We start from the raw sequence: 23,676 nt of genomic DNA on the forward strand, positions 1-23,676 counted from the left end.
ATGACCGCGCTTCGCATGCGTGCCCGCGATTTCCTGACCGACGATCAACTCGCCGACGTGCGCCAGCGCGTGACCTGGAAAGGCGTCGCGCTGATCGCGCACGCCTGGGCGCTCATCATAGCCGCAATCGCCTTGGTCGCGTGGTGGCCCAATCCGATCACCTATATCTTCGCCGTCGCCATCATCGGCTCGCGCCAACTCGGGCTCGCGATCCTCATGCATGACGGCGCACATGGCTGCCTGTCCGCCGACGAGAAAGCCAATCTAACCCTGAGCCAGTGGTTCTGCGCCTATCCTCTGTTCGCAGAGACGCGCAGCTACCGGCGCTATCACCTTCAGCATCATGCGCGTACCCAGCAGGAGGATGATCCTGACCTCGTGCTGTCGGCGCCGTTTCCGATCACGAAGCTGAGCTATCGCCGCAAGTTCATTCGCGACATCACCGGGCAGACCGGCTTCCAACAGCGCAAGGCGCAACTGCTCAACGCGCTCGGGCCGAAGGACTGGCCGTTGCCGCAGCGCGCAGCGCATTTTTGGGAGAAGCTCGGCCCGCAATGCCTCGTCAATGGCGCGATGTTCGCAGCGCTCACCGTGGCCGGCGTGTGGTGGGCCTATCCGCTGCTATGGCTGGTGCCGCTCGTAAGCTGGATGATGGTCATCACCCGCATCCGCAATATCGCCGAGCACGCGGTCGTGCCTGACAGCAGCGATCCCTTGCGCAACACCCGCACCACCTACGCCAATTTTCTCGAGCGCCTGTTCATCGCGCCGTACTACGTGAACTATCATCTCGAACATCATCTCTTGTTCTACGTGCCCTGCTACAATCTGCCGAAGGTTCATCGCCTGCTGAGCGAAAGCCGGCACGCGGGCCGCATGGAGGTGCAACCGAGTTACGCCGCGGTACTGCGGCTTGCGACCGCGAAGCCGAACCGCGACGACCGGCCGGGTCAACTGGTGAACAGCGCGCGTCGCGCGCAGGCGGGGTCGGAGGTCGACGCCAACCAGACCGCCGGCGGATTCTAGAGACCCGCATCTCCGGTTGAATGCCGGCCGATGCTCCCCCTGGCTTGACATTCCGGCCTCGGACAGTGTCTACGGCCCCCTTTGGGGCATGATCGGGAACCAAGGCTCGGGCCGGACGTAGTCGGCTGCCGGTTCTCGAAGACAACTGCTCGAGCGATCCAGGGGAGCGCCGATGACGGCAGCATTCACATTTCCGGGGCAGGGTTCCCAGGCGGTCGGTATGGGCAAGGCTCTGGCTGACGCCTTTCCGGTGGCACGCGCCGTGTTCGACGAGGTCGATGCCGCGCTGGGAGAGAAGCTGACGGCAATCATCTGGGATGGTCCGGCCGAAACCCTCCAGCTCACCCAAAACGCCCAGCCGGCCCTGATGGCTGTGTCCATCGCCACTCTGCGCGTGCTGGAGGTCGAAGCCGGGTTTTCCGTGGAGCGGGATGCTGCCTTCGTCGCCGGCCATTCCCTCGGTGAATATTCTGCGCTCGCTGCGGCCGGCAGCCTGACGATTTCCGACACCGCGCGGCTGCTTCGCACCCGCGGTCTCGCAATGCAAAAAGCCGTGCCGGTTGGCGCCGGCGCGATGGCCGCTCTGCTTGGCCTCGACTACGAGGCCGCCCTGGAGGTCGCCAAGGAGGCGGCGCAGGGGCAGGTCTGCCAGGCCGCCAACGACAATGGCGGCGGACAAGTGGTCGTCTCCGGCGACAAGGCCGCGGTCGATCGCGCCGTCGAGATCGCCAAAACCAAGGGCGCCAAGCGCGCGATGTTGCTGCCGGTGTCCGCGCCGTTCCATTGCACACTGATGCAGCCGGCTGCGGAGGCGATGGCGGCGGCGCTGGCCACGGTCACGATCAAGGCGCCGGCGGCGCCGCTGGTGTCGAACGTGCTGGCGAGCGCGATTACCGACCCTGACGAGATCCGACGCCGCCTGGTCGAGCAGGTCACCGGCACCGTGCGCTGGCGCGAGTCGGTTGCCTATATGGCAGGGCAAGGCGTCAACCGTTTCTTCGAGATCGGCGCCGGCAAGGTGCTGACCGGCCTCGTCAAGCGTATTGCTGACGGTGCGGTCGGCGTTGCGGTCAGCGGGCCCAACGACATTGCTGCCGCCAGGGATGCATTGGCCGCTTCGAAGCAGGCCTGAAGCGCGATGATTCCTCGTCGCGCTTGCGTTCTTTAGTTTACGCTCGATCTTTTCGGAAAACCGCTGCGCACTTTTCCGGATCGTGCTTTGGAGGAGTTATCGATGTTCGATCTGACTGGCAAAAAGGCGCTCGTCACCGGCGCAACCGGCGGCATCGGCGGTGCGATCGCACAGGCGCTGCACGCGCAGGGCGCCACCGTCGCGATATCAGGGACGCGCAAGGAAGTGCTGGATGAGCTTGCCGGCAAGCTCGGCGAGCGCACCCATGTGCTGCCCTGCAATCTCTCCAAGGCCGACGAGGTCGAGGCGCTGGTGCCCGCTGCGGAAGCGGCAATGGGACAGGTCGACATCCTCGTCGCCAATGCCGGCATCACCCGCGACAATCTCTTCGTGCAGCTCCGTGACGAGGACTGGGAGGAGGTCATCAACATTAATTTGACCTCGACCTTCCGGCTTGCCCGCGCCGCCACCAAATTGATGATGCGCAAGCGCTTCGGCCGCATCATCGCCATCACCTCGGTGGTCGGCGTCACCGGCAATCCGGGGCAGGGCAATTATACCGCGTCGAAGGCGGGCCTGATCGGCATGATCAAGACGTTGGGTGCCGAATACGCCAAACGCGGCGTCACTGCGAACTGCATTGCGCCCGGCTTCATCAAGACGCCGATGACCGATGCGCTCAACGACAAGCAGCGCGAAACGATTCTGACCAAGGTTCCGGCCAATCGCCTGGGGACGCCAGAGGACATCGCGGCGGCTGCCGTCTACCTGAGTTCGAACGAAGCGGCCTACGTCACCGGCCAAACCATCCACGTCAACGGCGGCATGGCCATGATCTGACGCCTCATGCCGCTCCGCCCCCCTTGGGCGGCTCCGGATACGGCAAACGGCCGTTTCCGGAGCGAAATGAGGCTTGTAGTCAAGGCAATTGAAGTATGATAACCGGACCTTCAACGGATGGGCAAAGAACGCCATTGCAGGTTTTTGAAACCCTGTATATTGGCGATGCGGAGCCTTGGCCGTCATTCGCCGGGCCTGCATCGGTTAGGATGGGGCCAAATCAAAGTTTGTAAGCGAAGGCAGTCAACGACCACGACGGCTCGTATCGTCCCGGGGGGTCGGGTCTACAGGGAACAACACGAGGTTATGCAATGAGTGAGATTGGCGAGCGGGTTAAGAAGATCGTGGTCGAACACCTTGGTGTTGAACCCGAGAAGGTTGTCGACGCTGCGAGCTTCATCGACGACCTCGGCGCCGACAGTCTGGACACCGTCGAGCTGGTGATGGCATTCGAAGAAGAATTCGGCTGCGAGATTCCGGACGACGCCGCGGAGACGATTCTCACCGTCGGCGACGCCACGAAGTTTCTCGAGAAGAACGCGAAGAGCTAAGGCTCTTCATTTTCGCGGGGAAAACATTGAAACCGGACGGGCCGCCCAACAGCGGTCAGCCGGTTTCTTGTTATTGGCCGTGAATGTTTCGATGCGGAGTTTTCGGATATGAGGCGGGTTGTCGTCACGGGTCTTGGCATGGTTTCGCCACTCGGCTGCGGTGTCGAGCCGACCTGGAAGCGCATCCTCAACGGCGAAAGCGGCGCACGCAGGATCGAGAGCTTCGATGTCTCCGATCTTCAGACCAAATACGCCTGCACCGTCGTGCGCGGCGACGGGACGAACGACACTTTCGATCCCGATATCTGGATGGAGCCGAAGGACCAGCGCAAGGTCGACGACTTCATCATCTTCGGCATGGCCGCGGCCGGCCAGGCGCTCGACGATGCCAATTGGCATCCCGCGACCGAAGAGGACAAATGCGCGACCGGCACAATGATCGGTTCCGGCATCGGCGGCCTCAACGGCATCGCGGACACCGCGGTCCTCCTGAATGAGCGCGGGCCGCGCCGGGTGTCGCCATTCTTCATTCCGGGCCGCCTGATCAATCTCGCCTCCGGCTATGTCTCTATCAAGCACGGGCTGAAGGGGCCGAACCACTCGGTGGTCACGGCCTGCTCGACTGGTGCACATGCGGTCGGCGATGCCGCCCGCCTGATTGCGCTCGGCGATGCCGACGTCATGGTCGCCGGCGGTGCCGAATCGCCGATTGGCCGCATCGGCATTGCCGGCTTCAACGCCGCGCGCGCGCTCTCCACCGGCTTCAACGAGACACCCGAGAAGGCCTCGCGTCCCTATGACAAGGACCGCGACGGCTTTGTGATGGGCGAGGGCGCCGGCGTCCTGGTCCTGGAAGAGCTCGAGCACGCCCGGCGCCGCGGCGCGAAGATCTATGCCGAGGTGGTCGGCTACGGTCTCTCCGGCGACGCCTATCATATCACCTCGCCGTCGCCCGATGGCGATGGCGCCTTTCGCAGCATGGCGGCAGCGCTCAAGCGCGCCGGCCTCACGGCGTCCGATCTCGATTACATCAACGCGCACGGCACCTCGACACCGCTCGGCGACGAGATCGAGCTCGGTGCGGTGGAGCGCCTGCTCGGCAACGCCGCCTCCAAGGTCGCGATGTCCTCGACCAAATCGTCGACCGGCCATCTCCTCGGTGCAGCCGGCGCGATCGAGGCGATCTTCGCCATTCTCGCGATTCGCGATAATGTCGTGCCGCCGACCATCAATCTGGACAATCCGTCGGTCGAGACTGCGATCGATCTCGTGCCGCATAAGTCGAAGAAGCGCGAGGTCAACGTCGCGTTGTCGAATTCTTTCGGTTTTGGCGGTACCAACGCGTCGGTAATCTTCCGGCGTCCGGTCCAATAGTTTGTGTTTTCGACGAATCCACCGATTTGCCGTATTCGGCGATAGTCATACAAGTGGGCGCGTGTACTTGGCCGGACAAGCGATTGTCAGGCCGCAATTGAACCGGCAGGATTCAGGTTGCTTCGATGAGTGAAAGGCCGCCCATTTCGCCCCGGAGTCCGCGGGCAGCGCTCGAGCCCGAGCAGGTCCCGCCGCCGCCGAAGCGATCGGACCGCGCGCGCAATCCCTTCGTGATCATCGGCAACGCCATCATCACCCTGCTGCTGATCGCGATGATCGGTGCGGGCGGCGTGTACTATTACGGCCGGCAAGTGCTCGAGGCGCCGGGACCGCTGAAGGACGACAAGATCGTCAACATCCCGCAGCGCGCCGGCAAGCGCGACATCGCCGAGACGTTGAACCGGGAAGGCGTGACCGACGTCAATCCGTGGGTATTCATCGCCAGTGTCGCTGCGCTGAAGGCGAGTTCGGATCTCAAGCCCGGTGAGTATTCGTTCCAGAAAAACGCATCCTTGCGCGACGTCGTCGCCACCATCGTCGAAGGCAAGGTGGTGCAGCATGCCGTGACGGTACCGGAGGGCCTGACCTCCGAGCAGATCGTGGCGCGGCTGTCCGACAACGACATCTTCACCGGCAGCGTGCGTGAGCTGCCGCGCGAAGGCACGCTGTTGCCCGAGACCTACAAATTCCCGCGCGGGACGCCACGTGATCAGGTGGTCCAGCGCATGCAGCAGGCGCACAAGCGCGTGCTGACCGAGATATGGGAGCGCCGCAATCAGGACATTCCGGTCAAGAGTCCGGAGCAACTGGTGACGCTGGCCTCGATCGTCGAAAAGGAAACCGGCAAGCCCGACGAGCGCAGCCGCGTCGCCGCGGTGTTCGTCAACCGCCTGAAGCAGCGGATCAAGCTGCAGTCCGATCCCACGATCATCTATGGCCTCGTCGGCGGCAAGGGCACGCTCGGCCGTCCGATCAAGCGCAGCGAGATCACGCAGCCTTCGCCCTACAACACCTATGTGATCGAAGGCCTGCCGCCGGGGCCGATCTCCAATCCCGGCCGAGCCTCGCTCGAGGCCGCCGCCAACCCGGCGCGCACCCGCGACCTCTATTTCGTCGCCGACGGCACCGGCGGGCATTCCTTCACCGAGACCTACGACGCGCACCAGAAAAACGTCGCCAAGCTGCGCGCGATGGAAAAGCAGATCCAGAACGACACGGTCGAGCCGGCCGAGGATGCGCAGCCGCCGGCCCGCCGCCGCGCCCGGCGCCGCCGATACGCCGACGGCGACCACGCCGGCGCGCCCCAACCAGCAGAAAAAGCCGCCGGCGGTTCGCCCCGCCGGTCCGGCGCCGGCCCGGCAAGGCGCGGTGCAGCCCTCGCCCCCGGTGGTCCAGCGCTAGACCTGCGCGCAGACCTGCCCACGGGACTTTGCGCATTCCACTTTCCTGCAAAATAGTCTTAAGATTCGCGTGGCTTGATGGCCCCGCGAATCCCGTGCTTCTGGAGAAATTGACCTGATGGCGTTGTCGTCCATGACCGGCTTTGCCCGAAGCCACGGCGCGAGCGGGCCGTATACGTTCGAATGGGAATTGAAGTCGGTCAACGCCAAGGGCTTTGACCTGCGCGTGCGGCTGCCGCAAGGGTTCGACGAGCTGGAGGCCCATGCGAAGAAACGCGCCGCCGAGCTGCTCTCGCGCGGCACCGTCTACGCCAATCTGACCGTCAAGCGCGCCAATGCCGCCACCACGGTCCGCGTCAACGACGACGTGCTGAACGCCGTCCTGAAGGCCGCCGCCGTGATCGCCGGCAAGGTCGATGCAGTCGCACCAAGCGTCGACGGGCTTTTGTCCATCAAGGGTGTCATTGAGGTCGCCGAGCCCGAGGGCGACGAGGAGGAGGACAAGGCCGCGCGCGCCGCGGCCGCCGACGCCTTCGACAAGGCGCTCGCCGAACTCGTCGAGATGCGCAAGCGCGAGGGGACTTCGCTGGGACAGATCCTGATCCAGCGGGTGGACGAGGTCGAGCAGCTTGCGAAAAAAGCCGAGGCCGCGCCCGGCCGCAAGCCCGAGGCGATCAAGGCCAGGCTCGCCGAGCAGATCGCGACGCTGCTCGACACTTCAGACCGTTTCGATTCCGACCGCCTGATGCAGGAGGCGATCCTGATCGCGACCAGGGCCGACATCCGCGAGGAGCTCGACCGCATCGCCTCGCACATCGCGCAGGCGCGCGAGCTGATCGGCAAGGGCGGCCCGGTGGGGCGCAAGCTCGACTTCCTGGCGCAGGAGTTTCACCGCGAGGTCAACACCTGCTGTTCGAAGTCGAACGACATCGAACTGACCAATACGGGGCTCGCCATGAAGAACGTGGTCGAGCAGTTTCGCGAGCAGGTCCAGAATCTGGAGTGATCGATGACGATTGGCGGTCACGGAACTGACGGTGTCGAGCGGCGTGGATTGATGTTCGTGCTGTCCTCGCCGTCGGGCGCGGGCAAGACGACGCTGTCGCGCATGCTGATTGCGGAGACTCCAGGTCTCCAGATGTCGGTGTCCGCGACAACGCGGCCGATGCGGCCGGGCGAGGTCGATGGGAAGGACTATTTCTTCGTCGATCAAAAACGCTTCGAAACGATGGTGCAGGCTGGTGAGCTACTGGAATCGGCTCACGTCTTCGGGAATCGTTATGGCACACCGCGAGGTCCGGTCGATGCTGCGCTAGCGTCTGGGAACGATGTGTTGTTTGACATCGATTAGGCAAGGGACCCAGCAACTCCGCGATCGTTCAGGAAAGGATGTCGTTAGCGTTTTTATCCTTCCGCCGTCGGTTGCTGCACTTGAGCAGCGCCTGCATACGCGTGCGCAGGATTCAGATGAGGTCATCCGCGGCCGCATGAAAAAAGCGGGCGACGAAATGAGCCACTTCGACGCTTACGACTATATCGTTGTCAACGACAACATTGGCCTCGCATTCGAGGCTGTGCGTTCGATCCTTCGCGCCGAGCAGCTTAAGCGCGAACGCCAGGTCGGACTTGAAGGCTTCGTGCGGGGTCTACGTAATCAGCTCGAGAAATAGCTGGCTGCCTCAGCCGCGGCCCTTCCTGCGCCAGCCGTTCCAGCATCGCCGTGATCACGTCGACGTCGACAGCGTCCTCGATTTGCACACCATTATCGCGAACGGCCGGCTCATCGTCAGTGACGTCGTTGGCCGCGAGCCGCGGCGTTGCGGCCTCGATCTCGAATTCTCCGTTGAACATGTCGGCGTCGTCGAACGCTGCGGCCTCGTCGCGGGCCTGCGGTGCTCGTGCGTGGATCACATCGATCTCGCGATCGATCGCGGCGAGCTGTACCGTCTTGAGCGGCGCGGCCTGCGGACGCACGGCATCGAAATCGACCGGGCGCGGCTGCTGCGCGCGCGGCGCGCCGGCCGGCGCTGCCTTGAGCCAGGGCGCGCGGCCGTCGTCGTGATCGTGCGGCTCAAAATTGTCCCAGTTGACGCGGCGATGGTCGGCGGCCTGGACGCGTCCGCGTCCGCCGGCGAACCGATAGATGATGCTGGCGAGGATGCCGGCAAGTGCCAGCGCGCCGCCGATCGCGAGCAGCAGCATCTGGAGTGAGCCGGTCGGCTTGTCGGCGGAGCTGTCGGCCGCAGCCAGAGCCATCGGAGCAGGGGATTTCGCCGGCTTCGCGCTCGGCTGCGCGGCAGCCGCGACAGGGGCGGGCGATGGCTGCACTGCGGGCGTGACGGACGCCGCGGAGGCATCGGGCCAGCGCGCGTCGACGGCGGGCTGCTGCGCGTTGGTGTCAGCGGAGGGGCTCGCAGCTTGTTGCATCGGCGCCGCCGGCGTCTTCGGCGCGGCAATGCTCTGCGGCGTCAGATATTCGGCGCGCGCATCCTGCACCGGGTGTTGCTGCGGCGCGGCTGAATCTGCTGTCGGCGTATCGGCCGCAACCCGTGCGGTTTGTGTGGCCTTGCCGCCTTCGGCGCGCAGATACCAGCACTGCCGCTTGGTCCCGCGCTCGAGGCGATAGTGCCAATGCTGGCCCTGCGGCGCGGCGCCCTTTGGCGAGGCAAGGCAGTCGCTCGCGGCATTTGCCGTGCTCGGTGCCGTCGGTGCATTCTGCGATACGGCGGCCAAAGGCGCGCCGGCAATGATGCTGCCCGCGAGGGCGGATATGAACTTTGCGGTGCGGTTGCCCATCCTGGTCTCCCGATTACGCCTGACGCAACTCGTTACCTTCCCTTTGTCGTCAAAGACTTGGGTGGCAATGAGCCGCGAATCCGGAGAGGATGTGGCTTGAATCGGGCCTGCGCGGCATTCGTTCCGCCGCGGAATCAGACTTTTTCGCTGCGACTGCTTGCTCAAGGTCTCGGTTCCGCCGCAGCCGTCCGAGCGGCGGAAGGGTCCGAAGCCGCTGCAGGCACCGAGGGGCGAGAGCCGGGAAGGGAGCATGGTTGCGGGTTCCCGCGGCAGGTTTTGCCCGAGTCTTGCTTTTGTTCATCGCCCAATGGAGGCCAAAGGGCGCAGGGAAGGCCGGGCGCCGGCGGCACCCGTTGGTCCGTGCGCGACAAGAGTGCACACGGGGTGGACCGATGGGGTGGCCGATCGCCCGGCCTTCCCTGCGCGGATGGTTTTAACGGTGTCCTTCGTGCTCTCCCCGGGGAGCGATGCACTATTGCCCCCGTCGCCCTGCGGATGACTGATGCGCACGCCCGGTCGGGCAGCGACATCACCGCTGGACTTGACGCACAGACCCCGGGCGTCAGGACCACACGACTTCTCCGTCCGCGGACGGTCCCGCCTGATCGTCAAGGGCTTGCGTGTGCTCACCCCTGACAATCGACAAGCCCGCTCTCCAGCGCCGTGTCGTACCGCGTCGCGTGAGGACTCACGGTTGCCCGCCCTGTCATCACGCCGCCCGCGCCGTCGCTGCCGCGTCCACCGCCACCCGGCCCGCATGTCGTGACGATCGCGAGCGCCCCTTTGGCAGGGCCAGGATCAGTGCTGTATGCCACAAATCCGAAATTCGGAAAAGTGAAATCTTTTTACGCGGCGGGCTTGACGGGGTGTTTTGCCCGACGCGTCAGCCCGGTCGCGAATGACCCAAATCGGGCTTGGAGCCACCTGAAACCGCTTGTCATCCGCTGGCAAGAACAATGTCAAAATGCGCGACCAACGCATGCCTCTCAAGGCATGATGGCGAATCTTGCAGAGTAACGATCAACCTTTCCGGATGCGGAGCCGCATTGAGCCAGCGGTCGGTCACGTTTTCTCCTTCGCCAGCGAAATACAGCTGGGTTACCAGGCAATCGAACCGCCCCTCGACGGCGAGGTGAATGTGCGGTGGCCTGACGTCGCCTTCTGCCGTCGGATAGCGACCCGGTTTGACCGTACGAAAGCTGTAGTGCCCGGCCGCATCCGTTGTGAGACGCGCGAAGCCTTTGAAATTGGGATCGAGCGGCGCCGGGTTGATGTCACTTGGATGACGATATTTCCCCGCTGCGTTGGCTTGCCAGATGTCGATGCGTACATGCGGCACCGGCGCTCCCGAACGCGTGAGCACACGTCCGCTGACATGGATGAGTTGGCCCAGTGCCTCAGCGGTGCTGCCGCTTGGACGCGCCAGATCGGTTGCCAGATCGGGGCTCTGTGAGACCGGATAGAACGGGCCGACAATTTGCGGCGGCGTGATCGCCAATGCTGCTGCATCGCGGCCACTTGTTTGGGTTTTGGATGTGGTCTGGCTCATCAAGGTAGCTTGATATCCGCATCCTTCACGACCTTGGCCCAGTGGGCGATGTCAGTCCGGATTCCCTCACCAAATTCTGCAGCGGTGCCACCCACGGCTACGGCTCCTATTTTGTCGAGCGCGGCGTGGATCTTCGGTTCGACAAGGACCTTGTTAATTGCCTTGTTGAGCTGCGACGTTATTTCTGCAGCCGTACCACGCTTGGCTGCAAAGCCGATCCAATCGGCTGTCACCATGTCGGGAAGGCCTGCCTCGACCACAGTGGGAACGTCGCCCAGGGCAGCGATCCTCGTGGGGGCTGTGACGGCAAGCGCTCGCAACTTGCCGGTCGCAATGAGGTCAATAACTGGAAGCGTGGTGACAAACATGTATTGGACGTTGCCGCTCATCAGATCGGTGATTGCTTGGGAGAACTGCTGGTAGGGCACGTGAGTGGCGTGCACGCCTGCCTGCAATGCAAACATTTCGCCGATGAGATGCGACGGAGTGCCGAAGCCGGCGGAACAGAAATTGAGCTTCCCCGGCTTGCTCTTGAGCAGCGCCACCAGATCGGACAGCGAGCCGACCGGCAAGGAAGGCGTTGTAACGAGCACAGTGTAGGATTTCGATATCTTGATCACCGGATCGAAATCCACATCCGGCCGTACATCCGCCTTCGGAAGCAGAGACGGAGTGACTGTCATCGGAAGGCTCATGGTCAGCAGTGCATAGCCGTCCGCCGGACGGCCGCTCACGTCGTTCATGGCAATGGTCTGCAACCCACCCGGGCGATCTTCCACCACAAGCCGCCAGCCTTCATTGGCCGCGAGCTCGTCGGCGACCATGCGGCTGATAATGTCGGGCGGTGTGCCCGCACCGGTAGGGACGACAATCCGTATGAGATTGGACGGATAAGGTTGCGCGACGACCTTCCCGGGCAGCAACAATCCCGCGAGACTTCCGAGCAGGAAGGTGCGACGGGCTACATAAATGTTCGACATGGCTGCTCCAAACCTTGGCGGTGGAGGTAACCGCGGATTGGAGCTTGTCCTGCAGACCTATATATGAAAAGTTCTATTTTCCGATACTTCTATTCCATTTTGGAAAGGATCGCATGCTCCATGCATCCCAGATTAGCCATCGGATCAAGCTGCGGCAGCTGAACGTGTTTATCGCCGTCGTGGAATACGGGAGCATGGCGAAAGCGGCCGAGCACCTTGCCATTTCACAGCCTGTCATATCCAAGATGATCGCGAGCCTGGAGCAAACGATCGGCCTTCCGCTCCTAGAGCGCAGCCGGTTCGGTGTTGAGCCCACGCTTTATGGCAAGGCCTTACTCAAGCGTAGCATTGCGTTGTGCAACGATTTGCGGAGCGGCGTGGACGAACTGCAATCGCTAGCTGATCCCGCGATGGGTGAATTGCGCATTGGCAGCACCGAGCCCGTGATGGCTGGATTACTGCCCGCCATTATTGACCGGCTGTCCCGGCAATACCCGAGGCTCGCGCTTCACATCATCGAGGGCGAACCGCCTGAGCTTCAGGATCGCCATCTGCGCAATCACGACATCGACCTCATGATAGGGCGCCTGCCGAGCTCGACGCCGGCTGCCGATACCGATGTTGAGGTGCTGTTGCACGAAAGCGGTGTCGTTGTTGCAGGCTTGCACAGTCCATGGGTGCGGCGGCGCAAGATCCGCCTCGACGAGCTGGTCAACGAGCGTTGGTGCCTGCCGCCGCGCGAAAGTTTTCCGGGCGGCTGGATTGCCCACGCATTTCACGCCTCCGGACTGGAGGTGCCACGTGCCAGCGTAACCGTGTATTCGATCCTTATGCAGTCGGCGTTGCTTTCGTCGGAACGATTCCTGAGTTTCCTTCCGGCATCGATGTTGCACTTCAGCGCGAAGCGGTTGTCGATGAAGGTCTTACCCGTCGAAATGCCTATTCAGATGTGGCCGGTAGGGATCGTTGCGCTTAAGGGCAGAACGCCAAACCCTGCTCAGCGGCTGCTCGTCGAGTGCGCTCGAGAGGTAGCGAAGCGGCTCGCAGGTAAGCGAAACGCCTCGCCCAATCGACGGAATTGACCGATTGTTCTTCTGCTTCTGTTACATCGCGTCGTTCCGCTCCTGCGCGCGGCACGGCCAGGATCGAGTGCGGCGGAATCAAGGGGCGAATCCTGAGCGTGAAGGCTGGAGACGTTCTGGTCCTTCTGTTCTACCGCGCCCGCGCCGCGCAGCTCGTCCGCGGCAATCGCTGCCGTCTGCCGATCAGCTTGGCGCAGCTCGGCGAGACGTTGGGCATGGCGATCGTGACGGTGAACCGGACGCTCGCCGACCTCAGGCGGAGTGGGACCATGGACTTGCGCGACAGCGAGCTGATCGTCCTGAAATGGCGCGAATTGCAGCGGCTCGGAGACTTCAGTCCGATCTATCTGCACCTCAAGCGTCAGTCGCCGCCGCCAGCGTGAGGCCGCAAAGTGTCAGCCGTCGGCAGATGGCGCCCGCCCAGCACTTCGTCGAAATGCTTCTTCACCCAATCGTTGCAACGGCAGGCTCTGGCTTCGAGCGCCGGCGCGTCGAGGATCAGGATGGCGCCACGGCGGGTCGCGAGGATCCGCCTCGCCTTGAACATCTGGATGACGCGGCTGGCATAGCTGCGGGACACGCCGAGCATGCCGGCGAGCTGCTCGTGGGTGAAGGGGATCTCGGGGCCGCCGATGTGCTCCTGTGCCGAGATGATCCACTTGGCGGCACGCTGCTCGATCGAATGGGCGGCGTTGCAGGCCGCGGTCTGGAGCAGCTGCGCGAACTGGCAGTCGGCATAGCGCGAGAACACCTGATGGAGCGTGGCCGACCTCTGCTGGGTCTGCTCGAGCGCGCGCAGCGGCAGCCGCATCAGGGTGCCGCCCAGTTTCACGACGATGCGCGAATAGGCGAGCGAGGCGCTGCGGCCGGCGGCAATGCCCACCGCGCCCTCGTGCCCCACCAGCAGGCTTTCGACCTCGCGATCGTCCTCGACCGGCACCGCGAACGACACCAGAGTGGAGCCGCAAGGAAAATGAACGGCCGTCATCTCGTCGCCGGCGTGATGCAGGATGTGGCTTGCCTCGAGTTCGACCGGCTGGAGGTGAGGCGCGAGCAGCTCGAAATCCGGATAACTGAGCCGCAGGAGAAGATCGTTCTGGGGCCGACCGGTCACATGACTTGCTCTGGCCGGGAATCGGCACCAGCCAGAACCCTACGTTTCCGTGACGGGGCCGACGGTTCCAAAGTGCACACAAGGCGTTTTTCGGGCGTTGAAAATTTGGCCTCTGGCTTGCGGAATCCGGAAGTCGGCGGGGCCGCGTGGCGCGGCCGAACCGGAGGCATTCAACTTCAAGAACTCTGTGCAGGAGTGCACACAGCAGGCACGCGGATCGGCGTAGCGTCCTCGTTGCGGAGCGACGCACCCCGCGCGCTCCGCCCGACGGACCGCCGGCCTATACCTGTACGCCGCCGGAGCCGACAACCCCGAGGGCGGCGGCGAGGTTCGTCACCCGAAGCGGGCTTCGCAGTCGTGCGCGGACCGCACTTTGGCTGAATGCGCGCGATAGGCATCGATCGCCTTGTTGGCGAGCATCAACTGGCGGCGTTCGCCGGTCCTGAGCTGGGCTTCGATGGCGTCGAGAAGGACGTTCGCGGACTCGTCCGGAGGGCCGAGCTCTCCGCTCTGCTCCAGGAAGCTCCAGGCGATGAAGAATGCGCTTTCGACGGTGCAACGAATGGACATGCGCTGCCAACGCAAGGCGGCCGCCGACGTTCCGCGCTCAAGGCGAGGTGCCGCGAACGAACGCGGGTGTCCGCCTTACTTCAGCGAGGTGCTGATCGCGCTGAACTTCTTGTTCAGCGTCGAGCCGAGGTTGTTGACGACGGCGATGATCGCGAGCGCGATGCTGGCGGCGATCAGGCCGTACTCGATCGCGGTGGCGCCGGATTCGCCAGCGAGGAGGCGGCGAATGGTCTGCATGGTTTTGCGAGAATTGTCTTGCGAGAATTGTCTTGCCAGAATTCCAGGAAGGAGCTGGCGAGGACCATATCCGCGGGCGGTGGGTTCCCCAATTCGGAACCACACCTTGCGTCAATCGCGATCATCAAAGCGGGCGGCGGGAGATCGATCCCGCCGCCACGACCGCTCGATCCTTGCGTCGCTAATTCTTCAGCACGATGCGGCCGACGACCTTGCCGGCGCGCAATTCGTCGATCCATGTCTGGACGTCGCCCATCGGCTCCTCGCGCATCGGCGTCGGCTTGATCTTGCCGGCGCGGGCGAGCGCCATCAGCTCCCGGGCCTCGGTGAGCGTGCCGACCATGAAGCCCTCGATGGTCATGCGCTTGTAGACCCACTGCACCATCGGCAGCGTGAACTGGCCGCCCATCAGGCCGGAGACCACGATCTTGCCGCCGCGCGCGGCGACGGCGACCGCGAAGGCCATCGACTTCTCGTTGCCGGCGAAATCGACGATCTCGTCGAAGCCGCCCTCGGTCTCCTTGAGGATGCGCTTGACCACGTCGGGCTCGGCCGGATCGTAAGCCACCGCCGCGCCGTTCTTCAGCGCGGTCTCGCGCGCGGCGCTGCTGAGGTCCGCGACCGAGATCGGCTGCTTGAACATGGCCTCCGCAAAGGAAAGGCCCATCATGCCGACACCGCCGAGGCCGATCAGCAGGAGGTTGCGCTGGCGCGGACGGTCGACCAGGCGCTTGAGCGCACCGTAGGCGGTGACGCCGGAGCACATCAGGGTCGCAGCCTGGTTGACGGGCAGGGGGTCATAGTCGAGCAGATATTTCGCGTCGGGCACCAGCACGTGGGTGGCGAAGCCACCGTCGATGGAGACGCCGAGAAAGCGTTGCTTGGCGCAGAGGTTCTCGTCGCCATTGGCGCAGTCGCGGCACTGGCCGCAGCCGATCCACGGAAACACCGCTTTCTTGTGACCTAGGAGGCCGGTCGCTACCTCCGGACCAACTTCGTCGACCACGCCGGCGATCTCGTGGCCGAGCGTGAAGGGCAGCGTCATGCCGCGCGTGGTATCGAGCTTCTTGCCGCCGCCGAGATCGGCATAACCGTCCTGGATGTGCAGATCGGAGTGGCAGAGGCCGCAGCGCTCGATGCGCACCAGCACCTCGCGCCCTGTCGGCTTTGGCGTGTCAACGATGGTCTCGCACAGCGGCGCATCGAACTTGACCAGGGACTGCCGACGCATCAACGCCATATTTCTTCCTCCGGAATTTCTATCTTAGTTTTCGTTTCGTATATCCGCCAATTCACGCGCCATGGCAACAAAGCCGGAAATCGGAATGGTCTCCGCGCGCCGCGTCGCATCGACGCCGGCCGCTGCGGCGAGCCGCGCGGGATCGGCGCCGAGCGACTTCAGGCTCTGGCGCAGCATCTTGCGGCGCTGGCCGAAGGCGGCGGCCGCGACCTGTTCGAGCAGCTTGCGGTCGCAGGCGAGAGGCTGTTCGCGCGGTGTCAGCCGCACGACCGAAGACGTGAACCTTCGGCGGCGGCACGAAGGCGGACGGCGCGATGTCGAACAGGATCTTGGTCTCGCAGCGCCAGTTGGCGAGCACGCCGAGCCGGCCAAAAGCCTCTTCGTCCTCGCGCGCCACGATGCGTTCGCCGACCTCGCGCTGGAACATCAAGACCATCATGTCGTACCAGGGCGGCCAGGGCTCGGTGGTGAGCCAGCCGATCAGAAGGTGGGTCGCGATGTTGTAGGGCAGGTTGGCGACGATCTTTGCTCGTTCGCCTGATAGCAGCGGGCGCGGGTCGAAGGTTGTGGCGTCGCCATGCACGATCTCCAGACGGCCGGGATAGCGCGCGGAAATATCCTGCAAGGCAGGAATCGCACGCTCGTCATGCTCGATGGCGATGACGCGTCTGGCGCCGAGCGCGAGCAGCGCGCGCGTCAGTCCGCCCGGGCCGGGACCGATCTCGACGATGGTGGAGTCCTCGAGCGGAGCCGCCGCACGGGCGATGCGCGCGGTGAGATTGAGGTCGAGGAGGAAATTCTGGCCGAGCGATTTGCGTGCCGACAAATCGTGCTGGCGAATGACCTCGCGAAGCGGCGGGAGGTCGTCGATCGCGCTCATCGGATTTTCGCAGCCGCCATCCGACTCGCAAGCCTCAACGCCGCGATCAGGCTTGCCGGATTGGCTTTGCCGGTGCCGGCGATGTCGAAGGCGGTGCCGTGGTCGGGCGAGGTGCGGATGAAGGGCAGGCCGAGCGTGACGTTGACCGCGTCGTCGAATGCCACCGTCTTGATCGGGATCAGCGCCTGGTCGTGGTACATGCAGACGGCGCAGTCATAGCTGTTTCGCGCGGCTTCGTGAAACATGGTGTCGGCAGGAAGCGGTCCCTTCGCCTCGATGCCCTCGCTGCGCAACGCCTTGAGCGCCGGCGCGATCACGGTCTGCTCCTCGTGGCCGAGCGAACCGTCCTCGCCCGCATGCGGATTGAGGCCGGAGATCGCGATGCGCGGATTCGAGATACCGAAGCGGGATTTCAGTTCGGTTGCGACGATGCGCACGGTCGAGACGATCAGCTCGCTGGTGAGCTGGGCCAGCGCATCGCGCAAGGAGACGTGGATGGTCACGGGCACCACGGCGAGCCGCGGCGACCACAGCATCATCACCGGCTGCGGCACGCGGCCGTCTTCCGCGGCGAGTTCGGCGAGGAATTCGGTGTGGCCGGGATGGCGGAAGCCGGCGCGGTAGAGCACGCTCTTGGCGATCGGGTTGGTGACGACGGCGCCGGCGCGACCCTCGCGGACGTCAGTGACCGCCTGGCGGATCGAGGCGAGCGCGGCCGGGGCGCTCGATGCGTCGGGCTTGCCGGGCTCAGCGCTCGCGGGCTCGCCGGTCGCAACCACGGGCAGGGCCTCGGCGAAGACGGATAAGGCCCCGCTGGCGCTCACCGAGGCGATCCTGACGTCGGCGCCGAGCGCCTCGGCGCGGCGGGCGATCAGCGCCTCGTCGCCGAGCAGATAGAAGGCGGGCAGGTCCAGTTCGCGGCGCTTGAGCCAGGCTGCGATGGCGATGTCGGGGCCGATGCCGGCAGGCTCTCCCAGCGTCAGGGCGAGGGGCTTGGCTGGCTGCCTGGCCATCAGCGGTTGCGATATTCGATCATTGCGGCCCTGCGGAGGTCATCGAGATAGGTCTTCTGGGTCTTCTCGTACTTCTCCTGATACATCTTCTCGCGGACCTCGCGCTTCTTCGGCGTGTCGATCATGGTCGGCTTGCGCGAGCACAGCACCACCATCTCGATGCCCGCCTTGGTCGCCTCGGGCGCGGTCAGGTGGCCGATCGGCGTGTCGTCGAGCACCTTGCGCAGCGCCTCGGGCAGCTCCGCCGTGGTCTTGGTGACGGTGTCGCGGATGGTGGCGTTCGGCGTGGAACGGAACAAGGAATTGGCTTCTTCGCAGCTTCCGACGCGCGAGCGATATTGCTCGGCTTCCTTGTGCCGCGTCTCCAGGAACGCCGGCGACGAGCCGCGCGGCACGATCAGCACGATCGGCTGCATCTTGTATTCGGTGCCCTCGATCTGAAGCTTGTCGCCGGTCTGGGCCTGCACGGCCTGCGCGACGTCCTTCTCGCCGACCATCAGCTTCTCCTTGAAGCGGCCGCGCACGAGGCTTGTCCAGACCATCTCGGCCTTCATGCGGGTCTTCAGGGTTTCGGGGCGGACGCCCTTGATTTCGAGCGATTTGGTGAGCTGGTCCGGCGAGATGCGCATGCGCTGCGCCATGCCCTCGTAGGACTGGTTGATGTCGGAGACGCCGGGATCGACGCCGTATTTCTTGCCTTCCTTCAGCTTCACCCGGTCGTCGATCAGCTCGTTGATGACGTCCTGACGGGCCGGCATCTTCTGCGTCGTCAGCTGGTCGAGCTTGGAGCGCTGCTCGATGTCGAAGTCGGTGATCGGATCGCCGTTGACCATCACGACGATGTTCTGCGCGCGCGAGGGCGTGCCGGCCAAAAGCAGGGCGGCGAGGACCAGGAGGAGGCGGAAGACAGGCAATGGCATCGTCATATTTGTCGCTCGCATGTCAGCCGCGGTGATCCTGCGATCGGGAACACGCGGCCGTCACTTCAAACCGTTCACTGGAGGCCGCCGCCGGAACTGCTGGCCGTCGATGTATTCGCCAGCGTGCGCAGGCCGATCTGGAACATGATCGCGTGGTTCAGCACGGGCGGCGTCGAGCCCGCGGAATAGCTATACGCAGTTACGTAGTTCAAGCCGAGCACAAAACAATCGTCGACATAGCCGGCACCGAGCACATACTGGTTGATCTTGTTGGCCTCCAGGTCCCAGCGCGCCGAGCCCGTGACCACCCAATTGGCCGCGACCTTGATCGAGCCCGACGTCAGGATGCCCTCGCGGCGGGTCAGATAGCCGAGTTCCGGCTGCGCCGCGTAATTGCCGTACAGCATGCTGATCGACCAGCGATTGAAGTTGGCGCGGCCTTCCGCCTCGAAGCGCTGGACGTTCCAGGTCTGCTCGTCCATGCGGGAGCGGACGCTGAACGTATAGGTGCTGTTGGGCGAGTAGGCGGCGCTCGCCACATAGTCGGAGCGCGGCCTTTGCAGGCCGGAATCCACGCCGGTATTGATGGAGTCCTGGACTGCGAAGGAGTTCATGCCGAACAGCTGGTAGGACTGGCCGAACAGCACCTTGACGGCGCCGCCCTTGTCGAACTGCGTGGTGGACTGCACGCCGACATTGGCGCGGCCGCCGCCCTCGACGCGGTCATAGCCGGAGAACTTGTCGACGCTAAACAGGTTCGAGGCGTCGAACACCATGCTCTGGGCGTCCTCGTTGGGGAGCTTGCCGGCATAGGTCTCGTTCGGCCGGATGATGACCTGCGCGATCGGTTCGATGGTGGTCGAGCCCCAAGGCTGAATGTTGATGAACGGGTAGCGGTATTCGAGACCGACAGTCGGCATCAGGCGGAATGCCTGGGTGTCGCCGACGGGAAGATAGTTCGACACGCCCGGCTGGTTCGAGACCGAGGAGTTGATCGCGTCGGCGCGGAGAATGGCGAACGGAGTCCAGATTTCACCGAACGGATCGGTGTAGGACTTGCGCCACTGCGCTTCGGCCGTCAGGCGGGTGTAGGTGCCCGGGAAGCCGCGTAGCAGACACTGCGACGGCGTGCGCGCGAGCGGATCGGCCGACGTCGTCGTGCACAGGCTGTTGGTGTTGGCGAGCGTCGTGATCGGATCGAACACCGCGGTGTCACGCGACAGGTTCACGAAATTTGTCTTGTAGCTGAACTCGCCGCCGAACACCGGATAGTTCAGCACGTTCGAGTAATCGATCACGGGGTAGACGACCGGCACCTGGCTCTGGTTGCCCGAGTAACTCAGCCAGTACATCGTGCGCGCGTCGAAGAAGCTGCGATTGCCGACACCGGTCAGATAAAGCTGCGAGAGCGCATCCGTCGGCAGATAAAGGAACGAGCCCAACGGATCGCGATATTGCGACAACCGGTAGTCCGAGAAGAAGTAATAGTCGGACATGAGGACGCCGTCCCAGCCCCAGACCCACTTGTCGTTCAGCGCGAACTGACCCTTGGTGTCGACGGCGCCGCGGAACTGCTTGTCGCCGGGCTGGCCGGCGAGCGCGCTCGGATCGAGCTGGTCGATGCCGTAGACGCGGATCTGATAGGCGCCGTCCATCAGGCGCTGGCGGAACTCGGCCTGGAATAGCACGCCCTGCTTGGACGTGATGCGCGGGTTGAAGGTCGCGTCCATGTCGGGCGCGATCGCCCAGTAGAACGGAACCTCGACGCCGTAGCCGAACGGCGTGTTCGACGTGAAGCCCGGCATCAGGAAGCCGGACTTGCGCTTCACGGTCGGGTCGGGCGTCGAGAAATAGGGCATATAGGCGATCGGCACGCCGAAGAATTCGAGCTGCGCCGTCTCGAAATACAGCATCTTCTCCTGCTGGTCGTGGATGATGCGCGCACCCTTGACCTGCCACAGCGGCGGCTTCTTCGGATCGTCCTTGCACGGCGCGCAGGCGGTGTAGACGCCGTTCTCGAACACCGTGTAGTTGCCGCTGGAGCGATCGGAGCGGCTCGCCGCCATGCGGGTCTGGTCGGCCGTGTCCACGCGCAACGAATCGACGAAACCGTCACGGTAATCGTCGGAGAGATCCAGGATCTCGGCATAGGTGATCTTGCCGTCGGCATCCGTCATGCGGATGTTGCCTTCGGCATGGAGCCGCTTGGTCTTCTGGTCGTAGATGACCTTGTCGGCCTCGACGCTGGTGCCGTTATAGAACAGCTGGACGTTACCGACCGCGGAGACGCGCGAATTGTTGTAGTCGTAGTCGACCTCGGTCGCCTGAACCAGCATCTGGTTGTCGTTGGCGACCTTCGGCGGCTTCGGACGCGGCGGCAGCGGATTGTAGGTGAAGCCCTGGGCGGAGGCCGGCGCCACGACGGCAACGTCGACCAGGCCACCGAGCGATGCCACGGCGGCGAAAGCAAGCAGGAACCTGCGAATGGACAAGCCGAACCCGTTCGCGCGCACCAATGTGCGCCGCGTCCAACGAGACACGGGTCCTTGGTGGACGGCCGTCACTATCCGTCCTCCTGATACAGCAAGGCCAAAAAGCCGGTGAGGCCGCCCACCACCACGGGCAACCACGCCGCAGCGATCGGATGCATCAACTCAGCCTTGCTCAAATCTTCAGTCACTTTCGACAAAACGTAGAGCAGAAAGCCTGCGCCCACGCCACTCAAAACCATCTTCTGTACGCCGCCCATCCGGAAGAAGCGCAACGACACGGAGGCCGCTAGCATCACCATTGCTGCAAGCAAAAACGGCTGCGCCAGAAGCTTCTGATACTGGAGTCGGTATCCGGCTGTCGCGAAGCCCGAGCTTTCGGAGGAACGGATGTAGCTCGGTAGTTGCCAAAAGGACACAGTCTCGGGTGTGGAAAAACTGTTGCGGACCTGTGCCTCGGTCAGCGTCGTCGGAATCTCCAGGCTGGCCTGGTCGATCGGCGGCGAATCCAGCGAGAAGCGGCGGACACCCTTGAACAGCCAACGGCCGCTCTCGAGTGTGGCCTCGCGCGCCTCGACGCGTTCCTTGAAGTGCTGCTCCGTGTCGAACCGGAACAGCGTGAGCCCCGTGAGCCGGACTCCCTGCTGCTCGCTGCGCGCCGCGTTGATGATGGTCTGGCCGTCATTGGTGACCTGATTGAGCCAGAAACCGGAGGCGTCCTGAATGCCGCCGCCGGGCGCAGAGCCGAACAGCTCGGCTTCCATGCGCTTGGAGAGTTCGCGCAGATTGGCCGACATCGGATTGTAGGCGACGGTGGCGATCACTCCGATCAGCAGCGCACTGCCGAGCGCCGGCGAGATGAATTGCCATGCGGAGACGCCGGCGGCGCGCGCGACCACGAGCTCGAGCCGGCGGGAGAGGGCGAGATAGCAGGTCATGGCGCCGATCAGCATGCAGAACGGCGTCAGCTTCTCCAACAGTTGCGGCACGCGGAACAGCGAGGTCTCGGCCACCATGACCGCGGAGGCGGATGCAAGGCCCGAGGTCTTGCGCACCATCTCGATGTAGTCGACCAGCACCAGCAGCAGGAAAATGCTGGCGAACACGCCGAGCGCTGCGACCACGAAACGGCCGGCGAAATAGCGCCCGAGTGTGTTGGTGAGCATGCTCATGCGGTAGCCGGCCGTCCGAACAGCCGCGCGATGCGCGCGTTCGACCTGTTGATGGCCTCCATGAGGCGCGGCGGCGGTTCGACCACGAGGCCGCCGATGATGATCGCCAGCCCGATGCCGATGGCACCAAAGACCATCGCATATTGGACCAGCACCGCGCCCGGCGATTTCACGGCCACCACCGAGCAGGCGAAGCCGGCCATGCGCAGGCCGAACACGGCGAGGATCGAGGAGCCGATCGAGAAATTGCGGCTCTGGCGGGTGGTGCGTGGCGCCCCCAGGAACGCAAAGGTCAGCACGGCAAAGGCGAACGGATAGATCGGCGCCAACAGGCTGTCATGCAAGGCCGAGCGGAACTGGCCGGGAATCTGCTTGTAGACGGGGTCGTCTTCTGACGGCGAGAGCAGCTCCCAGAGATAACGCTCGCGGATGCCGAGGGCGACGTCGCGGCCCTGGCCCGAGAACTTCGACATGTCGAAGCCGTAGCGGCCGAACGCCACCAGCGCGGGATCGCGCTTGCCAGCCTCGAAGCGCTGGAGATTGCCGGTCTCCAGCACCAGGAACGATCCGGTGTCGTTCTTCACGACTTCGCCGTGCTCGGCGACGATCGAGACGCGCTCGTTCGGATCGCGGCGGTCGTCGATGAAGATGCCGGCGAGGATGCCGCCGGGCTGACGTTCGCGAATCCGGATCGTCAGGTTCTTGTCGAGCTGGGCGAAGCGGCCAGGCTGGAGGATGTTTGTGAGCACGTCGGCAGTGATCTCGGCGTCCCACTGCTTGATCCGCCGCATGCCGTCGGGGGCGAGATAGGCCGCGATGAAGGCGACCAGCAGCGCCACCACGCAGGTGGCGTAGAAGAACGGATAGAACAGCCGGAACGGCGAGAAGCCGGCGGCATTCATCACGATGATCTCGGAATCGGTCGCGAGCTTGTTCAGCGTATGCGAGATCGCGATCATCAGCGCGATCGGCGAGATGATCAGGACCAGCGCGGGCACGACGAGGCTGGTGATGCCGAGGAAGGTCAGGATGGTCTGACCCTGGCTCGTCATCAGGTCGATGCCGCGCAACGCCTGCGTAATCCAGATCACGCCCGTCAGGCTGACCAGGACCAGCGCAAACGACGCGAGCGTCGTGCGGAAGATATACCTGTCGATTGACCCCATGCGCTACCGCACGAATCCCACCAAGTCCCCAACGTCGGCCGTAATTTCGGCTGTCCAACCCATCCCCGCGAGGGGATCCCCAAGGTCGGCCAACCGTCTCTTCCAGCAGCTTACTCTCTCACTACCATCCCTTTGATCCGTTCAA

At 64.0% G+C, this 23,676-nt stretch carries 20 protein-coding genes and 3 pseudogenes; 10 read left to right on the forward strand and 13 right to left on the reverse strand.

Annotation, left to right across the window (positions count from 1 at the left end; genetic code table 11):
* The 8 genes and pseudogenes from ACVWW3_RS08785 (at nt 1) to gmk (ending at nt 7,993) form a co-directional block, all read left to right on the forward strand.
* Complete coding sequence (locus ACVWW3_RS08785) at nt 1-1,026, forward strand: fatty acid desaturase family protein (RefSeq protein ID WP_456650312.1); 1,026 nt, start codon at nt 1-3, stop codon at nt 1,024-1,026.
* 172 nt (nt 1,027-1,198) lie between these two features.
* Nucleotides 1,199-2,158: an ACP S-malonyltransferase gene (gene fabD / locus ACVWW3_RS08790; RefSeq protein ID WP_456650311.1), complete on the forward strand. Its 960-nt coding sequence runs from the start codon at nt 1,199-1,201 to the stop codon at nt 2,156-2,158.
* Nucleotides 2,159-2,260: 102 nt separating this feature from the next.
* Nucleotides 2,261-2,998 (forward strand): 3-oxoacyl-[acyl-carrier-protein] reductase, encoded by a 738-nt coding sequence (fabG, locus tag ACVWW3_RS08795; protein ID WP_007592006.1) that lies wholly within the window; start codon nt 2,261-2,263, stop codon nt 2,996-2,998.
* Between the two features lie 311 nt (nt 2,999-3,309).
* Nucleotides 3,310-3,549 (forward strand): acyl carrier protein, encoded by a 240-nt coding sequence (locus ACVWW3_RS08800; RefSeq protein WP_006020277.1) that lies wholly within the window; start codon nt 3,310-3,312, stop codon nt 3,547-3,549.
* Nucleotides 3,550-3,657: 108 nt separating this feature from the next.
* On the forward strand, nt 3,658-4,923 hold the full coding sequence (fabF, locus tag ACVWW3_RS08805; RefSeq protein ID WP_456650310.1) for a beta-ketoacyl-ACP synthase II: 1,266 nt from the start codon (nt 3,658-3,660) through the stop codon (nt 4,921-4,923).
* A gap of 125 nt (nt 4,924-5,048) precedes the next feature.
* Nucleotides 5,049-6,324: pseudogene (gene mltG, locus ACVWW3_RS08810) on the forward strand (endolytic transglycosylase MltG).
* Between the two features lie 117 nt (nt 6,325-6,441).
* Nucleotides 6,442-7,329: a YicC/YloC family endoribonuclease gene (locus ACVWW3_RS08815; protein WP_456650308.1), complete on the forward strand. Its 888-nt coding sequence runs from the start codon at nt 6,442-6,444 to the stop codon at nt 7,327-7,329.
* A 3-nt stretch (nt 7,330-7,332) separates the two neighbouring features.
* Nucleotides 7,333-7,993: pseudogene (gene gmk / locus ACVWW3_RS08820) on the forward strand (guanylate kinase).
* Here the strand turns inward: gmk and ACVWW3_RS08825 are convergent.
* The 3 genes from ACVWW3_RS08825 to ACVWW3_RS08835 all read right to left on the reverse strand — a co-directional run bounded on the left by ACVWW3_RS08825 (nt 7,926) and on the right by ACVWW3_RS08835 (nt 11,648).
* On the reverse strand, nt 7,926-9,119 hold the full coding sequence (locus ACVWW3_RS08825; RefSeq protein WP_456650307.1) for a hypothetical protein: 1,194 nt from the start codon (nt 9,117-9,119) through the stop codon (nt 7,926-7,928). The pseudogene gmk and the gene ACVWW3_RS08825 overlap by 68 nt on opposite strands.
* Before the next feature lie 937 nt (nt 9,120-10,056).
* Nucleotides 10,057-10,668 carry a dioxygenase family protein gene (locus ACVWW3_RS08830; RefSeq protein WP_456650306.1) on the reverse strand — a complete coding sequence of 204 codons (612 nt, stop codon included), beginning with the start codon at nt 10,666-10,668 and terminating at the stop codon, nt 10,057-10,059.
* Complete coding sequence (locus tag ACVWW3_RS08835; protein ID WP_456671935.1) at nt 10,668-11,648, reverse strand: Bug family tripartite tricarboxylate transporter substrate binding protein; 981 nt, start codon at nt 11,646-11,648, stop codon at nt 10,668-10,670. The genes ACVWW3_RS08830 and ACVWW3_RS08835 overlap by 1 nt, the downstream gene beginning before the upstream one ends.
* Before the next feature lie 113 nt (nt 11,649-11,761).
* Here ACVWW3_RS08835 and ACVWW3_RS08840 point away from each other — a divergent pair, with 113 nt between their 5' ends.
* Nucleotides 11,762-12,730, forward strand: coding sequence for a LysR family transcriptional regulator (locus ACVWW3_RS08840; protein WP_456650304.1), 969 nt, complete (start codon nt 11,762-11,764; stop codon nt 12,728-12,730).
* Between the two features lie 98 nt (nt 12,731-12,828).
* A complete protein-coding gene (locus ACVWW3_RS08845) occupies nt 12,829-13,113 on the forward strand; it encodes a helix-turn-helix domain-containing protein (protein ID WP_456650303.1) in 285 nt (94 codons plus the stop codon).
* Here ACVWW3_RS08845 and ACVWW3_RS08850 read toward each other — a convergent pair.
* The 10 genes and pseudogenes from ACVWW3_RS08850 to lptF form a co-directional block, all read right to left on the reverse strand.
* On the reverse strand, nt 13,092-13,844 hold the full coding sequence (locus tag ACVWW3_RS08850) for a Crp/Fnr family transcriptional regulator (RefSeq protein ID WP_456650302.1): 753 nt from the start codon (nt 13,842-13,844) through the stop codon (nt 13,092-13,094). The genes ACVWW3_RS08845 and ACVWW3_RS08850 overlap by 22 nt on opposite strands.
* Before the next feature lie 333 nt (nt 13,845-14,177).
* On the reverse strand, nt 14,178-14,414 hold the full coding sequence (locus tag ACVWW3_RS08855) for a hypothetical protein (protein WP_456650301.1): 237 nt from the start codon (nt 14,412-14,414) through the stop codon (nt 14,178-14,180).
* 75 nt (nt 14,415-14,489) lie between these two features.
* Nucleotides 14,490-14,651 carry a Flp family type IVb pilin gene (locus ACVWW3_RS08860; protein WP_456650300.1) on the reverse strand — a complete coding sequence of 54 codons (162 nt, stop codon included), beginning with the start codon at nt 14,649-14,651 and terminating at the stop codon, nt 14,490-14,492.
* A 181-nt stretch (nt 14,652-14,832) separates the two neighbouring features.
* Nucleotides 14,833-15,891: an alcohol dehydrogenase gene (locus ACVWW3_RS08865; RefSeq protein WP_456650299.1), complete on the reverse strand. Its 1,059-nt coding sequence runs from the start codon at nt 15,889-15,891 to the stop codon at nt 14,833-14,835.
* Nucleotides 15,892-15,915: 24 nt separating this feature from the next.
* Nucleotides 15,916-16,771 (reverse strand): annotated as a pseudogene (rsmA, locus tag ACVWW3_RS08870) (16S rRNA (adenine(1518)-N(6)/adenine(1519)-N(6))-dimethyltransferase RsmA).
* Nucleotides 16,768-17,784 (reverse strand): 4-hydroxythreonine-4-phosphate dehydrogenase PdxA, encoded by a 1,017-nt coding sequence (gene pdxA, locus ACVWW3_RS08875; RefSeq protein WP_456650297.1) that lies wholly within the window; start codon nt 17,782-17,784, stop codon nt 16,768-16,770. The pseudogene rsmA and the gene pdxA overlap by 4 nt, the downstream one beginning before the upstream one ends.
* The gene (locus tag ACVWW3_RS08880; protein WP_247443437.1) at nt 17,784-18,710 is read right to left on the reverse strand and encodes a peptidylprolyl isomerase family protein; all 927 of its coding nucleotides are present in this window, start codon (nt 18,708-18,710) and stop codon (nt 17,784-17,786) included. The genes pdxA and ACVWW3_RS08880 overlap by 1 nt, the downstream gene beginning before the upstream one ends.
* Nucleotides 18,711-18,778: 68 nt before the next feature.
* Nucleotides 18,779-21,268, reverse strand: a complete 2,490-nt coding sequence (locus ACVWW3_RS08885) for an LPS-assembly protein LptD (protein ID WP_456671936.1) — start codon at nt 21,266-21,268, stop codon at nt 18,779-18,781.
* Nucleotides 21,268-22,365, reverse strand: a complete 1,098-nt coding sequence (lptG, locus tag ACVWW3_RS08890; RefSeq protein ID WP_247443439.1) for an LPS export ABC transporter permease LptG — start codon at nt 22,363-22,365, stop codon at nt 21,268-21,270. The genes ACVWW3_RS08885 and lptG overlap by 1 nt, the downstream gene beginning before the upstream one ends.
* Entirely contained in the window at nt 22,362-23,531 is a 1,170-nt protein-coding gene (gene lptF, locus ACVWW3_RS08895; protein ID WP_247346345.1) for an LPS export ABC transporter permease LptF, read from the reverse strand. Before lptF ends, lptG begins: the two co-directional genes overlap by 4 nt.
* Nucleotides 23,532-23,676: the final 145 nt, after the last annotated feature.

It is taken from the genome of Bradyrhizobium sp. LM2.9, from assembly GCF_054056555.1.